General features: G+C 64.6%; 8 protein-coding genes. 1 reads left to right on the forward strand and 7 read right to left on the reverse strand.

The genetic code is table 11. The features are described 5' to 3' along the window. The first annotated feature begins 248 nt into the window (after positions 1-248). Positions 249-1,256 carry a TRAP transporter substrate-binding protein gene (locus OEG79_RS11245; protein WP_264145108.1) on the forward strand — a complete coding sequence of 336 codons (1,008 nt, stop codon included), beginning with the start codon at positions 249-251 and terminating at the stop codon, positions 1,254-1,256. Between the two features lie 40 nt (positions 1,257-1,296). Here the strand turns inward: OEG79_RS11245 and OEG79_RS11250 are convergent, their stop codons facing one another. From OEG79_RS11250 to OEG79_RS11280, 7 genes are all read right to left on the reverse strand, one after another. After that, positions 1,297-2,775: an efflux transporter outer membrane subunit gene (locus OEG79_RS11250; RefSeq protein WP_264145109.1), complete on the reverse strand. Its 1,479-nt coding sequence runs from the start codon at positions 2,773-2,775 to the stop codon at positions 1,297-1,299. Beyond that, positions 2,772-5,876 carry a multidrug efflux RND transporter permease subunit gene (locus OEG79_RS11255; protein WP_264145110.1) on the reverse strand — a complete coding sequence of 1,035 codons (3,105 nt, stop codon included), beginning with the start codon at positions 5,874-5,876 and terminating at the stop codon, positions 2,772-2,774. The genes OEG79_RS11250 and OEG79_RS11255 overlap by 4 nt, the downstream gene beginning before the upstream one ends. Positions 5,877-5,883: 7 nt before the next feature. Continuing rightward, a complete protein-coding gene (locus OEG79_RS11260) occupies positions 5,884-8,976 on the reverse strand; it encodes an MdtB/MuxB family multidrug efflux RND transporter permease subunit (RefSeq protein WP_264145111.1) in 3,093 nt (1,030 codons plus the stop codon). Further along, entirely contained in the window at positions 8,973-10,190 is a 1,218-nt protein-coding gene (locus OEG79_RS11265; protein ID WP_264145112.1) for an MdtA/MuxA family multidrug efflux RND transporter periplasmic adaptor subunit, read from the reverse strand. Before OEG79_RS11265 ends, OEG79_RS11260 begins: the two co-directional genes overlap by 4 nt. 165 nt (positions 10,191-10,355) lie before the next feature. Continuing rightward, on the reverse strand, positions 10,356-10,856 hold the full coding sequence (tpx, locus tag OEG79_RS11270) for a thiol peroxidase (protein ID WP_264145113.1): 501 nt from the start codon (positions 10,854-10,856) through the stop codon (positions 10,356-10,358). A gap of 175 nt (positions 10,857-11,031) precedes the next feature. Further along, positions 11,032-14,712 carry a translocation/assembly module TamB domain-containing protein gene (locus OEG79_RS11275; protein ID WP_264145114.1) on the reverse strand — a complete coding sequence of 1,227 codons (3,681 nt, stop codon included), beginning with the start codon at positions 14,710-14,712 and terminating at the stop codon, positions 11,032-11,034. After that, positions 14,709-16,436, reverse strand: coding sequence for an autotransporter assembly complex protein TamA (locus tag OEG79_RS11280; protein ID WP_264145115.1), 1,728 nt, complete (start codon positions 16,434-16,436; stop codon positions 14,709-14,711). The genes OEG79_RS11275 and OEG79_RS11280 overlap by 4 nt, the downstream gene beginning before the upstream one ends. Between the last annotated feature and the right edge of the window lie 53 nt (positions 16,437-16,489).

Raw genomic sequence — 16,489 nt, forward strand, 5'->3', positions numbered from 1 at the left:
GGCAATTTTCCGCCGCCAAAATGCAAGCACATGGCGATAATCCGCCACTCACTGTGCTACACATCACATGCTTTTATCCGCATCAGGCTGGCTGGCGGAAATTCGCCACAATGGCATAACCCTTGCCCTGCAAGACCAGCTCTGAACTGTCTGGGGTGCTGCCTACCCACCCTCACAGCAGAACAGTGGAGCGACCAACACAAGGCGCCTGCAAGGCTCCGCAACCGACAAGAAAAAAAGGAAGCAGTATGTTCAATCCAGTCCGCGCTCTGGCCGCCTGCGCCTTGGCGCTAGCCTCTCTCGGTGCCGCCACGGCACTGGCCGATGAACCTATCCTGATCAAATTCTCCCACGTCGTCGCCGATGGCACCCCCAAGGGCCAGGGCGCACTGCTGTTCAAGCAGCTGGTGGAGGAACGTCTGGAAGGCAAAGTGAAGGTCGAGGTCTATCCGAACTCCAGCCTCTACGGTGACGCCAATGAGCTGCAGGCGTTGCGCGACAACGAGGTGCAGATGCTGGCCCCGTCGCTGGCCAAGTTCGAGCAATTCACCAAGCAGTTGCAGGTGTTCGACCTGCCCTTCCTGTTCGATGACATCGAGGCGGTCAATCGCTTTCAGAAACGCTCCAAGGGTCGCCAGCTGCTGCGTTCGATGGAAAGCCACAACATCGTCGGGCTGGGCTACTGGCACAACGGCATGAAGCAGCTCTCGGCGACTCGCGCACTGCATACGCCCGGTGATGCCAATGGCCTGAGCTTCCGCATTCAGCCCTCGGCGGTACTGGAAGCACAATTCGGCCAGGTTGGCGCCAGCACTCAGAAGCTGCCGTTCGCGGAAGTGTTCAAGGCCCTGCAGAGCGGCCAGGTACAAGGTGCGGAGAACCCCTGGTCGAACATCTACAGCCAGAAACTGCACGAAGTACAACCCTTTATCAGCGAAACCAACCATGGCGTGCTGGATTACATGCTGGTGAGCAACTCACGCTTCTGGTACGGCATTCCGCACCAGGTCCGGGTGGAACTGGAAGCCATCATCGATGAAGTCACCTACGCGGTGAACAAGCAAGCCGAAGCCGCCAACCAGGCCGATCGCCAGCGCATCATCGATTCGGGCCGCAGCCAGGTCATCACCCTCAGCAGCGAAGAGCGCGAGGCCTGGCGCGATGCCATGCGCCCGGTGTGGCAACAGTTCGAGTCGGTGATCGGCAGCGACGTGATCAAGGCAGCACAGACGGTCAATCGCAAGCAGCGCCACTGACCGGAATTCGGCATGGCGGAAATCCGCCATGCCGAGCGTTTCACTCCTTCCCCTGCTCTTGCTGTGGGTGCAACTGTTCCAGCTGCCAACCGCCACCCAGTGCAGCGATCAGTTGCACGCTGGCAGTCAGGCGACTGCCCAGCAAGGTGAGGTTGCTGCGCTCATTGTTCAACGCGGTAGCCTGTACGTTGACCACACTGTTGAAATCGACAGTACCGGCGCGGTACTGGTTCTCGATCAGACGCAGTGCCTCGCGCGCCGCATCCAGCGCCTCCTGCTGCACGTCGCTCTCCTGCTCCAGCACGCGCAACTGCACCATGTAGTCCTCCACTTCGCGGAAGCTGTCCAGCACGGCCTGGCGGTACTGCGCCACCGTCTGGTCGTAGGCGGCTTCGCTACGCTCCAGCTCGGCCCGCCGCGCGCCGCCGTCGAACAGGCTCAGGGCCAGCTGTGGCCCCAGCGACCAGAAGCGATTGGGCACCTCGATCCAGTCAGCAAAGCTGCTACCGCGGTAGCCACCACTGGCCGAGATCGTCAGGTCGGGGAACCAGGCGGCCTCAGCCACACCGATCTGCGCATTGGCAGCCATCACCCGACGCTCGGCGGCAGCTACATCAGGGCGACGCTCAAGCAACTGAGAAGGTAGCGCCACGGGTACCTCGGGCAGCGCCGGCAGGCTCTCGCGCGGGGCGATGGACAGTTCCGCCGGGCTGACGCCAACGAGCACGGCGATGGCGTGCTCGAGCTGGGCGCGTTGCCATTGCAGATCGATGGCCTGGGCCTGGGTACTCTTGAGCTGCGTGATGGCCTGAGACACGTCGGACTTGGGCACGATGCCGGCGCGGTACTGGTTCTCGGTCAGACGCAATGAGCGCTCATATGCGGCCACCGTGGCATCCAGCAGGCGCTTCTGCTCATCGAGAATGCGCAGTTGCAGGTAGTTCTGCACCAGCTCGCTCTGCAGGCTCAGGCGCGCCGCAGCCAGATCGGCAGCGCTGGCGTCGAATTCCGCGCGACTGGCTTCCAGGCCGCGGCGCAACTTGCCCCAGATATCCAGCTCCCAGGCCGCATTCAGGCTCAGGTCGTAACTCTTGGATATCCGCGAAGCCCCCGAACCGTTCACCGTAACGCCGTCGACGGTACGGATGGTGCTGTCACCACCGCCCTGCCCGGCGCGCGTCACCCCGGCACTGCCGGACAGGGTCGGATAGAAGCTCGCCCTTGCGCCGCGCACCAGTGCGCGGGCCTGGCGATACTGGGCCTCGGCGGCCGCGAGGTTCTGGTTGGAAATCTGCAGGCGCTCGACCAGCGCATCGAGCTCGGCGTCGCCATACAGTGACCACCAGTTACCCCGCTCCAGGACATCGGCCGGAGCGGCACTCTTCCAGCCATCGACCTGCTTGAACTGCGCAGGCGCCGCCAGTTCGGGACGCTGATAATCAGGCCCCAGGGCGCAGCCGCCCAGTACGCCGGCCAGCAGCAGTGAAACCAGTGTTCGCGCGAAAGGTGCTCGGTTCATAGCGGATTTTCCAGTGAAGCATCGGTGCGCACGCCGCGCCAGCGGTTGATGCGGTGGCGCAGGCGGTCGAAGTAGAGGTAGACCACCGGAGTGGTATAGAGGGTCAGCATCTGGCTCAACACCAGGCCGCCGACGATGGTGATACCCAGCGGCTGACGCATTTCCGAGCCCTCGGCGCTGCCCAGCACCAGCGGCAAGGCACCGAGAAGCGCGGCCAGGGTGGTCATCATGATCGGGCGAAAACGCAGTAGGCAGGCCTGGAGGATGGATTCCTGCGGACTCAGGCGCTCGCCGCGTTCCAGTTGCAGGGCCAGATCGACCATGAGGATGGCGTTCTTCTTGACGATACCGATCAGCAGGAACAGCCCCAACAGCGAGATCAGGCTGAACTCCATGCCCACCAGCTGCAGCGCGAGCAAGGCACCAACCCCGGCGGACGGCAAGGTCGAAAGAATGGTCAGCGGGTGCACGTAGCTCTCGTAGAGCACGCCCAGCACCAGGTACACCACCACCAGCGCCAGGAGGATCATCAGCGGCTGATTACCCTGCGTTTTCTGAAAGGCTGCGCCGGTGCCGCCCAGCGTGCCCTGCACCTCGGTCGGCAGATTAAGCTGTGAGATCGCCCTATCGATGGCGCGGGTCGCCTGATCCAGGCTCACGCCTTCGGCCAGCGAGAAGCCGATATTCTCTACCGCGAACTGGCCCTGGTGGCTGACCCGGTCGTTCTCCAGGCTGCGCTCCCAGTGAGCGAAGGCCGCCAGCGGCACACGTGCGCCTTCGTCGGTGATCACCTGGATCTGATTGAGCGCCTCGGGGTGCTGGGCGTACTTGGGATTGATCTCCATCACCACGCTGTACTGGTTCAGCGCCTGGTAGATGGTCGACACCTGGCGCTGGCTGAAGGCGTTGTTCAGCACCGCGGTGATCATGTCCATGTCCACGCCCAGGCGACGCGCAGTCTCGCGGTCCACCACCAGACGGATCTGCTGCGCGCCGTCGGTTTCGCGCGCGTCGATGCCGGTCAGCTCCGGCAGTGCACGCAACGCTTCGCGCACCCTCGGCAGCCAGGTGCGCAGCGCATCGAGGTCATCGGACAGCAGCATGTACTCGTTTTCCGAACTGCGTCCCTGGCGCCCGCCAATCTGCAGATCCTGGTCCGGCATGAGGAACATGCGCCCGCCAGGTACCTTGGGCGCCGTATTGCGCAGGCGGTTGATCACATCCTGCGCCGAGTCGCTGCGCTGGGTGATGGGTTTCAGCCGTACGATCATGAAGGCGTTGTTGATGCCCCCGCTGCCGCCGATGAAACCCGCCACGCTCTCGACTGCCGGATCGGCCAGTACCGCCTTGCGGAAGATCTCCATCTTCGGCTGCATGACCTGGAATGACAGGCCGTCGTCACCGCGGATGAAGCCGATCAGCTGGCCGGTGTCCTGCTGCGGCATGAAGGTTTTCGGCACGCTGACGAACAGGTAGACGTTCAGCGCGATGGTGGCGAGGAAGCTCAAAAGCATCAGCAGCGAGTGCCGCAGCGCCCAGTCCAGGCTACGCGCATAGAAGGCCAGCACGCGCTCCTGAACGCGATCACCCCACTGCTGCAGGCGGCTGCTGGATTGCTCGTCCTCAGCCTTGAGCCAACGCGCGCAGAGCATCGGCGTCAGGGTCAGCGACACCAGCAGGGAAATCACCACCGCAACCGCCAGGGTCAGCGAGAATTCGCGGAACAGGCGCTCGATGATGCCGCCCATGAACAGGATGGAGATGAACACCGCGACCAGCGACAGGTTCATCGACAGCAGGGTGAAACCCACCTCGCGCGTGCCCTTGAGCGCCGCGTCCAGCGGATTCTCGCCATTGTGGATGTGCCGGGAAATGTTCTCCAGCACCACGATGGCATCGTCCACCACCAGGCCGGTGGCGATGATCAGCGCCATCAGCGACAGGTTGTTCAGCGAGAAGCCCAGCAGATACATGGCGGCGAAGCTGCCGATCAGCGACACCGGCACCGCCAGTGCCGGAATCAGCGCCGCCCGCCAGCGCCCGAGGAAGGCCAGTACCACCAGAATCACAAGACCCACGGCGATCAGCAGGGTCTGCTCGGCTTCGTGCAGGGTGGCGCGGATCACCGGCGAACGGTCCATGGCCACCTCCAGCTTGACGCTGGCCGGCATCACCTCGCGCAAGGCCGGCAGCTCGGCGCGGATGTCGCTGATGGTCTGCAGGATATTCGCCCCGCTCTGCCGGTTGATCACCAGCAGCACCGCTTCACTGTCGTTGTAGAAGCCGCTGTTGTAGCGGTCCTCGACGCCATCGGTGACGGTCGCCACATCGCCCAGGCGAACGGCTGCATCATTCTGGTAGCGAATGATCATCGGTATGTAATCGGCGGCCTTGGCCAACTGGTCACTGGCCTGAACCTGCCAGCGCCTTTCCGGGTCTTCCAGGGCGCCCTTGGGTTTCAGCGCATTGCTGGCGGAGATGGCCTGGCGCACTTCATCCAGAGCGATGCCGTACTGATCGAGCAGGCGCGGCTCCAGCGCCACCCGCACGGCTGGCAGCGAGCTGCCGCCGACCTGCACCTCGCCCACCCCGGTGACCTGCGACAGCTTCTGCGCCAGGATGGTCGAGGCCACGTCATACAGCTGGCCCTTGTTCAGGGTATCGCTGGTCAGGGAAATGACCATGATCGGCGCTTGCGAAGGGTTGATCTTGCGGTAGCTGGGCATGGTGCGCATGCCGCTGGGCAGCAGCTCGCGTGCGGCGTTGATCGCCGCCTGCACTTCACGGGCGGCAGTGTTGATGTCCTTGTCGAGCTCGAACTCGACCATGATCCGCGTGCTGCCCTGGCTGCTGTTGCTGTTCATCTGGTTGACGCCGGCGATGCTGCCCAGCGCGCGCTCCAGCGGCGTAGCCACCGTCGAGGCCATGATCTGCGGGCTGGCACCCGGCAGGCTGGCCTGCACGGTGATCACCGGGAAATCCATGTTCGGCAGCGGCGCCACCGGCAGCAGACCGAAGCTGACGCCGCCGAGCAGCATGATCGCCAGACTCAGCAGCAGCGTGGCCACCGGACGGCGGATGAAAGGCGCGGACAGGTTCATGGCGGCGTCACGCCTCGACGCCGGCCGCGCTGCGACCGGTAAAGCGCTTGGACAGGCGATCGAAGTACAGATAGATCACCGGCGTGGTGAACAGCGTCAGCACCTGGCTGACCAGCAGCCCGCCGACCATCACCAGCCCCAGAGGTTGGCGCAGCTCGGCACCGGAGCCCGAAGCGAGCATCAGCGGGATGGCGCCGAACAGCGCCGCCAGGGTGGTCATCAGAATCGGCCGGAAACGCAGTAGCGCCGCCTGATAGATCGCCGCCTCCGGCGCCATGCCCTGATGGCGCTCGGCCTCCAGGGCGAAGTCGATCATCATGATCGCGTTCTTCTTGACGATGCCGATCAGCAGAATGATGCCGATGATGGCGATCAGGCCCAGGTCGTTACCCGTCAGCAGCAGCGCCAGCAACGCGCCGACACCTGCCGAGGGCAAGGTGGAAAGGATGGTGATCGGGTGGATATAGCTCTCGTAGAGCACGCCGAGCACGATGTACATGGTGACAATGGCTGCCAGGATCAGCAGCAGGGTGGACGACAGCGAGGCGCGGAAGGCTTCGGCGGCGCCCTGGAACTGGGTGTTGATGGACAGCGGCAGACCGATTTCCTGCTCGACCCGCTCGATGACCTCGACCGCCTCACCCAGCGATACGCCCGGCGCCAGGTTGAACGACAGGGTCACCGCCGGGAACTGGCCGATATGGTTGATCAGCAGGCTGGCCGGACGCTCCTCGATCTGCGCGAGGGATGACAGCGGCACCTGCTGACCGTCGCCGGTAGCGACATGGATCTGACGCAACGCAGCCAGGCCGATGTGCCCGCCATCGCGGCTTTCCAGCACCACGCGGTACTGGCTGGCCTGGGTGTAGATGGTGCTGATCTGGCGCTGGCCGAAGGCATCGTACAGCGCATCGTCGATGTTGCCGACGTTGATGCCCAGGCGTGCTGCCGCATCACGGTCGATATCCAGGTACACCTGCAAGCCACGGTTCTGCAGGTCGCTGGCCACATCGGTCAGCTCCGGCTGCTCGCGCAGCGCTTCGACCAGACGCGGCGTCCAGGTTTCCAGCAGTTGGCTGTCGGGCGATTCCAGGGTGAACTGAAACTGGGTGCGGCTGATGCGATCCTCGATGGTCAGGTCCTGCACCGGCTGCATGTACAGCTCGATACCGGGAATCTTCGCCAGCTCCGGGCGCAACCGTTCGATCACCTCACTGGCGGTGACGTCGCGCTCGGCGTGGGTCTTCAGGTTGATCAGCAGGCGGCCGCTGTTAAGCGTCGGGTTGTCGCCATCCACGCCGATCGACGACGACAGGCTTGCCACCGCAGGATCACGCAGGATCACGTCGGCCAGACGCTGCTGGCGTTCGCTCATGGCGGCAAAGGAAATCGACTGCGGCGCCTCGGAAATGCCCTGGATCACCCCGGTATCCTGCACTGGGAAAAAGCCCTTGGGCACGGCCAGATACAGCAGCACGGTCAGCCCCAGCGTGGCCACGGCCACCAGCAAGGTCAGCGGCTGATGCCTGAGCACCCACTGCAGCCAGACGCCGTAGCGCTCGATCATGGTGTCGATGAAACCGCCGGCAGCGTGGTAGAAGCGCCCTTCGTTCTCCGGCTTCTCCACCTTGAGCAGGCGCGCGCACATCATCGGTGTCAGGGTCAGCGACACCACCAGGGAAATCAGGATGGCCACTGCCAAGGTGATGGCGAACTCGCGGAACAGACGGCCCACCACATCGGCCATGAACAGCAGCGGGATCAGCACGGCGATCAGCGACAGGGTCAGCGAGATCAGGGTGAAACCGATCTGCCGGGCGCCCTTGAGCGCGGCGTTGAGCGGTGTCTCACCCTCCTCCAGATGACGGGCAATGTTCTCCAGCATGACGATGGCATCGTCGACCACGAAACCGGTGGCGATGGTCAGCGCCATCAGCGTCAGGTTGTTGATGGTGAAGCCGGCCAGGTACATCACCGCGAAGGTGCCGATCAGCGACAGCGGCACCACCACCGAGGGAATGATGGTCGCCGACAGCTTGCGCAGGAACAGGAAGGTCACCATCACCACCAGGGCGATGGCCAGCAGCAGCTCGTGCTGTACGTCGCGCACGGCAGCGCGAATGGTCTGGGTACGGTCGGTCAGCACCGTGACCTCGATGCTGCCCGGCAGGCTATCGGTCAGATGCGGCAGCAGGGTCTGAATGCGGTCGACCACCTCGATGACGTTGGCGCCAGGCTGGCGCTGCACGTTGACCAGCACCGCCTGGTTGCGGTTGGCCCAGGCCGCCAGGCGCTCGTTCTCGGCGCCATCGATGATCTCGGCGACGTCCTGCAGACGCAGCGCGGCGCCGTTCTCATAGCTGAGGATCAGCTCGCGGTACTCGTCGACCGAACGCAGCTGATCGTTGGCATCGAGCTGAGAAACCCTTGTGGGGCCGTCGAAGTTGCCCTTGGGCTGGTTGACGTTGCTGGAGGTGATCAGGCTGCGCACATCGGCCAGGCTCAGGCCGTAGGACGCCAGAGCCTCGGGATTGACGCGAATGCGCACTGCCGGACGCTGCCCGCCGGCCAGTGTCACCAGGCCGACGCCGCTGGTTTGCGCGAGCTTCTGCGCCAGGCGGGTATCGACCAGGTCGTTGACCTGCGGCAGCGGCATCGTCTTTGAACTCACCGCCAGCGTCAGTACAGGCGTATCGGCCGGGTTGACCTTGTTGTACACCGGCGGCGCCGGCAGATCGCCCGGCAGCAGGTTGCTCGCCGCGTTGATCGCTGCCTGCACCTCCTGCTCGGCCACCGCCAGGGACACGTCCAGATTGAAGCGCAGGGTAATCACCGAGGCGCCCCCGGAGCTGGTCGAGGACATCTGCTTGAGCCCGGCCATCTGCCCGAACTGGCGCTCCAGCGGCGCCGTCACCGCACTGGTCATCACATCCGGGCTGGCACCGGGATAGAGAGTCAGCACACGGATGGTCGGGTAATCCACCTCCGGCAGTGCCGATACCGGCAGCAGGCGGTAGGCGATCAGACCACTGAGGAAGATCGCCACCATCAGCAGCGTGGTGGCGACCGGCCGCAGAATGAACGGGCGGGAGATGTTCATGCGTCAGTCCGCGCCGTGGCCTGATCGCCCTGCTCGTCTGCTTTTTGCAGGGCCTGCGGGTCGACCACTTCAACCTCGCTGCCATCCCGCAGGCGGTCGGTGCCTTCCAGCACCAGCCGTTCGCCCTGCTGCACGCCGTCGGCAACCATGCTGCGCTCGGCATCGCTGGCAGCGACCGTGACCGGACGGACGCTCACCTTGCTATCACTGCCCACCACGTAGACGAAGGTACCGCGGGTACCGAACTGCACCGCAGCGGACGGGATGATGGTGGCGGCTTCACGGGTTTCCACACGCAGCCGCACGTTGACGAACTGATTGGGAAAGAGCATCTGCTCGGCGTTGTCGAAGCGTGCCTTGAGCTTGACCGTGCCGGTAGTGGTGTCGATCTGGTTGTCCAGGCTTTCCAGCACGCCCTCGGCCAGCTTCACGCGCTCGCCACGGTCCCAGGCCTCGACGACCAGCGTCGCGCCATCGCGCCTGCGCTGCAATACGGCGGGCAGGTCGCCCTCGGGAATGGTGAAGATCACCGCAATCGGATCGGCCTGGGTGATCACCACCAACGGTGTGGTATCGCCGCCGCTGACCAGGTTGCCAACGTCCAGCTGGCGCAGGCCGAGACGACCGGCAATGGGGGCGCGAATCTGGGTGAAGTCGAGGTTGAGCTTGGCCGTGGCGACATCCGCCTGATTGCTCTGCAGGCTGCCGCGGTACTGATTGACCAGCGCCTGCTGGGTATCGAGGGTCTGCTTGGCGATGCTGTCTTCGGCATACAGGTCCTTGTAGCGTTGCAGATCCAGCTCGGCGTTCTTCAACTGCGCCTGATTTTCCTGCAGGGAGCCCTGGGCCTGCTGCAGGGCGACCTGATATGGACGCGGATCAATCACTGCCAGCAGGTCACCGGCCTTGACCTGTTGACCTTCTTCGAACAGGACCTTGACCAGCTCGCCGTCGACCCGCGAGCGCACGTTGACCGTGTTGTAGGCGGTCACCGTGCCGAGCGCCTTGAGCTCGATGACGAACTCGCCCTGCTCCACCTCGGCCACGCGTACCGGCACAGGGCCCATGTCCCCAAAGCGGCCGCGGCCCATCTGCTGGGACTGCGGCTGGCTCGGCCAGAACCACCACAGCAGCAAAGCCAGGACTGCGAGCAGTGTCAGGCCAATCAGCCATTGGCGGGAGTTGTTCGGGGAGGACGAGGAAGCATTCGACATGGCAGGCGCGCGATCACTTTTGTGGGGTGTCGGAACGATAAGCACTGGCCCGCGTCAAGCAAAGCCCATTTACCCGCTTTTTACGCTCCACTTACGTTACTAACTGTTTGAGGCACAAATAAAAACGGCCTGCTAGGCAGGCCGTTGTGCCGCTCCGGCAGCGTATTACTTCAGCGCTGCCAGGGCAGCCGCGTAGTTCGGTTCGTGGGCGATTTCGCCAACCAGTTCGCTGTGCAGCACCTTGTCCTGCTCGTCCAGCACCACTACGGCACGCGCCGCCAGACCGGTCAGCGGGCCGCTGGCGATGGCCACGCCGTAATTCTTGAGGAACTCGGCACCACGCAGAGTGGACAGGTTGACCACGTTCTCCAGACCTTCGGCGCCGCAGAAACGCGCCTGGGCGAACGGCAGGTCGGCGGAGATGCACAGCACCACGGTGTTGTTCAGCTGGCTGGCTTCGGCGTTGAACTTGCGCACGGAGGTGGCGCAGGTCGGGGTATCGACGCTCGGGAAGATGTTCAGCACCTTGCGCTTGCCGGCCAGGCTGGCCAGGGTGACGTCGCTCAGATCACCAGCGACCAGGCTGAAAGCCGGCGCCTGTTGGCCAGCCTGCGGCAGTTGGCCGTCGACCTGCACCGGATTGCCTTTGAGAGTGACTTGCGCCATGGGGAGTTTCCTTATCGTTCAGGGAGTTGAAGGGCAGATGTGTGACATGGGCATCGCCGCAGCGAATCGCCCATCGAATGGCAGGTCACGGCCCGACCAAGCGTCCAGCCTAGCGCAGAAGCGCCGCCGATACACCCGAGGCCAAGTAGGGATATAGCAAAAGATCACGCTGGCCTCAGAAATCCCGCCGGTAGAACAGATCGAGCGAACTGGCCAGGCCACTGGCCGCCTCCAGAAACAGCCGCCGGCCGAGCATGTAGCGCAGCGCGATGGTATTGGCCGGCTCGAACACCCCCACGCCATAACGCAGGCTGAGACGCTCGGTGATATTGCCGCTGGCCACCACACTGGTGGTCACGCCGCTGCCTTCGGTATCGAGCTGAAAATCCTTGATGCCCAGGCTGTTGGCCAGGCTGGTGGTAAGCGAACTGCTGCCGGCCAGGCCGAGGGCCAGCGCCGCCTGGCCCAGCATGTTGTTGTCGCCGCTGCTCTGCCCCAGTGGCCGGCCCAGCACCAGGTAGGACAATGCCTGCTCCTGGCTCATCGCCGGTTCGGCGAACACCGTGGTAGCGGGTTGCTCGGCATTGCCGGAAAGGCGAATGCCGGCGACAACGTTATCGACCCGGCGTATGGCCTCGACATCGAGGAAGGGCTGATCGATCGGCCCGGTGAACAGCAGGCGCGCGCGGCGAATGGTCAGGCGCTGGCCGTAGGCACGATAGCGCCCATTGGCCAGATCCAGCTCACCGCGGGTATCGAGGTTGTCACCGATATGCACGCGTCCGCGCAGGTCGGCAGTCAGGCCAAAGCCGCTGAAGGCCAGCTTGTCCTGACCGACTTCGACATCGACATCCATGGCGATGCCCAGCCCCTGCTCCACTTCCGGTTCTTCCCGGCCGACCACCCGCGCATCAGCGGAAACCTTCACCGTCGATGGCGGCAGCTCGCGCACGCTGATCTGGCCGCGCGGCACACCGACCTTGCCACTGACGGCGAGACGCTGATCACGCAGCTGCAGACGCAAATCGGGCTCGACCTCCAGCTCGGCATAGGGCTCTACCTTCACCGGCAGGCGCTGCCCGAGCAATGACAGATCGCCGGCCAGGCCCTCGGCCCAGACGATCTCGCCGCGCAGGCTGCCCCGCCCCTGCTCGCCACTGCGCCAGTCGCCGGACAACTGAACCTGCTCACCAGCGATCAGCGCGTGCAACTGCAAGCCTTCCAGGCTGACTGGCAACTCGCTGCCGGAGAGCTCGCCGTTATCCAGACGCAACTGCCCGTTGATCTGCGGTGCCAAAAGGTGACCACTGATGGTTCCGTTGCCCTGCAGCCTGCCCTCGAGCGTTTCCGCCATCGGCACGAAGGGGCGCAGCACGGCGAGGTCGAAGCCGCTCAGACGAAATTCGCCATTGACCGGTTTGTTCAGCGGATGCGGATCGATCTGCGCCTGCAGCACCAGCTCGCCCAGACGACTACTGGCCAAGCGCAGCTCGCTATCCACCCGCCGCGGGCGCAGCGTGCTGTCCAGGCGCAGGCTGTCATAGGGGAAATCCAGCCACTGCTCCTCATCAGGTTGACGAATGCGCAGGTTGCCGGCGCCGGCATCAAGCGTGATCTGACCGTTGGGGCCGCTGTCGGGCAGCTCGACCTTGAGCTGACCATTGAGGTGCCCCTGCCAGGCGAAATCCTCGGGTAGCCAGGGTTGCAGGCTGGCCAACGGGAAGTTCTCCAGGCGCCAGTCCAGGCTGGGCTGCGGCATCAGGCGCTGCTGCCCGCCACAGAGGCTGGCGTCGCCGGAACGCCAGCAATGCGCCCCCAGATTCATCCGGCCGCTGGCCAGACGTTCCAGGCTCGCCGCCTGCTGCAACTGCCAGTCCTGACCGCCACTCTGCAAGAGGCCACTGGCGATGCGCCCACGCCAATCACCCTGCTCATTCAAGTTGCCATCCAGTGCCAGCGCCAGCTGCAGCAGCGGCCCCTGCAGATCGATATCCAGCGCCTGGCGACGCTGATCGCCGCGCCCCTCGGCCTGCAGGCGCCCGAGATAGGTATCGCCGACGCGAATGCCGCGCAGATTGAGATCGATGCGCGCCTGCTGGCGAGCATCCAGCGTCGCGTCCAGTTGCAGCTGACGCAGGCTGGGGTCACCGAGCGCCAGACGCTCGCCGGTCAGGGCCAGCTGGCCTTGCGGCGCTTGCAAGGTGCCAGCCAGGGCCAGTTGCCCCTGCATCTGCCCCTGCAAACCGGGCCAGAGCTGTCCCAGACGCGGCAAGGCCAGTTCCAGCTGGCCACGCAGGCTCTGATCCAGTGCACCCTGGCCACTGATCCGGTTGTCGCCCAGGCGCAGCAGCAAACGCTGCAACTGCCACTGTTCTGCGCGACCGCTCCCCTGCACCTGCAGTTGCGCCGGCTGACCACGCAGGCGGCCATTGAGGTCGATATCGGCGTTGGCCTGCAGCGTTCCGGCGCTGAAGCTACCAGAGGTATTCAGCGGGCCGGCCAGGCTGCCCGGCATTTCCGCCAGCCAGTAACCGGGGTCGAGCGCGCTGAGCTGCAACATGGCCTGCCAGTCGATGCCCTCAGCGAACCCCACTTTGAGTACACCTTCAGCCCGGCCCTGGCCGGCCACCAGCTGCAATTGCGGCAGGCTGACCTGGCCAAGATCGCCACTGACCGGGCCGCTCAGGCTGAAATCACCCGCTGGCCCCTGCAGTTGCGCGGCAAAGTTACCCAGGTAGTTGCCTTCGCTATAGCTGCCTTCGGCCTGCAAGGTATGCAGCGCCACCGCTGGCGGCTCGTCCATCGGATAGAGCCGCTGCCAGGGGAAGTCCAGCCAGTCCAGTCTGGCATCGACGCTGAACGCTTCGCTCCAGGCCAGCTTGCCCTCGATCTGGACATGCTGCTCGTCGGCCTGGATACGCAGCAGTTCGACATCCGCCCCGGCGGCGTCGACCCGGCTGCTCAGTTGCAACGGCATCGGCGCCTGCTCGGCGGGCAGGCTGGCAGTGCCTTCGACGCGATAGCCGCTGGCCAGATCACCCCTCGCCTGCAGTTGCACGTCCTGCAGGCGCAGGGTTGGCGGCAAGCCGCCGGCAGGCAGGAATTCGCGACTGGTCAGGCGCAGCTCGGCAGGCAGATTTGCCGCCAGAGCCTGCACCCTGCCCTGCAGACGCGCCTCGAGGTAACCGCTGCTGTCCGCCTCCAGCTCCAGGCTGCGCTGCAACTCACCACCTATCTGCAGCGCCACCTGCCATGGCCGGCCATCGACTTGCGGCAGCTGCAGGCGCCCACTCAATGCCAGCGGCCAGTCGCCCTGCGGGGTCAGACGGCCGCTGACATCCAGGCGCAGGTCATCACGTTGCAGGGCAAGACGCTGCAACTCGACGCCCTGCTCGTTCCAGCTGGCGATCAGTTGCAGGTCGCTCAGTTGCGCCTGACCATCCACACGCAGCTCGCCCAGCTGGATGTCGCCCAGTTGCAGGCGCAGCGGCAGATTCAGCCCGGGCAGGCTGAACGGCTCGCTGCTCGACTCTGTGCTTGGCGGCAGATCCAGCGCCACCTGCTGCACATGCAGACGATCGAGACACAGCGTCAGGCGCAGCAGGCAGGACGGCGACCAGGCCATGTCCGGTTGCTGCAGTTCCACGCGCTTCTGCTCCTGCTGCCAGACCAGCGCATCGGCCTGCCAGACGCCGCCCAGCCGCCCGCGGAAATTCTCAGCCTGCAGACCCGGTACCTGCGCCAGCAGCCAGCGGCTTCCGACCGGGGTACCGAGCAGCAGCGACAGGGTGACAGCCAGCAGCAGAACCAGGCTGAGCACGCCGATGGCGAGCCCTTTCAGCACGCGGCGGATCATAGCTCTGGCCCCATGGAGAAATGCAGGCGCACACCACCGTCGCCGTCCAGGGCATGGGCGAGGTCCAGGCGCAGCGGGCCGACCGGTGAAACCCAGCGCACACCAAAGCCGACCCCGGTCTTGAGGGTGGGAATATCCAGCGAGTTGAACGAGTTGCCCTGGTCGATGAAGGTCGCCACGCGCCACTTGTCGGTGAGGCTGTACTGGTACTCGGCGCTGGCGGTGAACAGGTAGCGGCCGCCGATCTTGTCGCCGCGATTGTTCTCCGGCGACAGGCTCTGGTAGTCGTAGCCGCGCACGCTCTGATCGCCGCCGGCGAAAAAGCGCAGCGACGGCGGCACCGCCGAAAAGCCATTGGTTTCAGTGCCGCCGAACTGCACGCGACCGAGCAGTCGGTGGTTGTCGAATACCGTGGCAAGGCCCTTTAGCATGACGTTGCCATGCAACACGTTGGCGTCGGACAAGACCCCGTCGACGGCGCCACGCAGATCGAACTGCACGCGGTAACCCTGATTCGGATCGAGACGATTGTCGCTGCGCAGCAACGAGTAACTGGCCCCCGGCATCAGCAAGGTGCTCAGCCCGGAATCATCGCCCAGACGGTATTCTTCGCGCTGCCACTTCACCGACAGCACGCGCTGCCAGCCGCCGGAGCGCTGGCTGTGCCACTCTGGCCCGAGGGTGAACAGACGGCTCAGGCTGTCCTTGCTGGCCAGCTCTTCATATTGATAGCCGCCAGCCATTCTCAGCTTGTCGGTCAGCGGAGGGTCACGGGGAATGTCGTACCACAAACCGACGTTCTGTCTGGGCGCGGACAGTTCGGCTTCCACCCCGTAACTGTGCCCCTGCGGGTTGCGCCAGTGACGCGTCCAGTTGGCACGCAAACGCGGCCCGACGTCAGTGGAAAAGCCCAGGCCCAGCCCCAGGGTGCGGGGCTCGCGCACCTGCAGCGCCACTGCGACCGGAATCCGCAGTTGATCGGCCTGAGTGGGAATGGCATCGACCCGCACCGACTCGAAATATCCGCTGGACTGCAGCGCTTGGTACAACTCGGCAATCAGCTCGGAGTCATAGGGCGTGTCCGGCTCGAACGGCACCATGCGCAGCAGTAATTCGTCATCGAACGGGAAATCACCGCTGAAGGCGATATCGCCCAGGCTGTAGCGCGGGCCACTGCTGAACACCAGCTCGATGTCGGCCACGCCGGCCTCCGGATCGATCTGCAGGCTCTGACGGGTGAATCGCCCCTCGAAAAAGCCATAGCGCGAGGCCTGATTCTGAATCAGTCGCTTGGCATCCTCGTAGCGCCCGTGGTTGAGCACGGAGCCCGGCTGGAGCCGGCTGGAGTCGGGAACGCGAAAGGCCGACAGCTCGCTGGCCGGCCCTTCTATGCGAATGTCGACATTGCGCAGGCGAACGCGCTCACCCGGTTCGACTTCGAGTATCAGAAGCGGCGTTTCGCCTTCCTCGATACGGCTGCGAATACGCGCCTGGTAATAACCCAGGGCCTGCGCCGCCTTGTCGGCCTCGGCCTCGGCAATGCGCCGCAAACGCCGCAATGACTGAGCGTCGCGTCCGTCGAGGCTGCCGACATAACCTTCGATATTGGCCTTGAGAGCCGAATTGCTCGGAGTAATTCGCACGTCGAGTTCGCTCGCTGCGAAGGCCCCGGTACTGATCAGCAGCAGTGTCAGGCTGCGTTGAAGATGTCCATATACGCTCATGGCGAAGGATGCTATCACGGAGCAGAGCCCACACCAGAGCCGTTGCGCTCGCC

Origin of the sequence: Pseudomonas sp. Z8(2022), assembly GCF_025837155.1 — a bacterium.
Taxonomy (GTDB): domain Bacteria; phylum Pseudomonadota; class Gammaproteobacteria; order Pseudomonadales; family Pseudomonadaceae; genus Aquipseudomonas.

Excerpts from the sequence above, each read along its gene's own strand:
- OEG79_RS11245 (WP_264145108.1), top strand. The coding sequence starts at position 249 with ATGTTCAATCCAGTCCGCGCTCTGGCCGCCTGCGCCTTGGCGCTAGCC.
- OEG79_RS11250 (WP_264145109.1), bottom strand. The coding sequence starts at position 2,775 with ATGAACCGAGCACCTTTCGCGCGAACACTGGTTTCACTGCTGCTGGCC.
- OEG79_RS11255 (WP_264145110.1), bottom strand. The coding sequence starts at position 5,876 with ATGAACCTGTCCGCGCCTTTCATCCGCCGTCCGGTGGCCACGCTGCTG.
- OEG79_RS11260 (WP_264145111.1), bottom strand. The coding sequence starts at position 8,976 with ATGAACATCTCCCGCCCGTTCATTCTGCGGCCGGTCGCCACCACGCTG.
- OEG79_RS11265 (WP_264145112.1), bottom strand. The coding sequence starts at position 10,190 with ATGTCGAATGCTTCCTCGTCCTCCCCGAACAACTCCCGCCAATGGCTG.
- tpx (WP_264145113.1), bottom strand. The coding sequence starts at position 10,856 with ATGGCGCAAGTCACTCTCAAAGGCAATCCGGTGCAGGTCGACGGCCAA.
- OEG79_RS11275 (WP_264145114.1), bottom strand. The coding sequence starts at position 14,712 with ATGATCCGCCGCGTGCTGAAAGGGCTCGCCATCGGCGTGCTCAGCCTG.
- OEG79_RS11280 (WP_264145115.1), bottom strand. The coding sequence starts at position 16,436 with ATGAGCGTATATGGACATCTTCAACGCAGCCTGACACTGCTGCTGATC.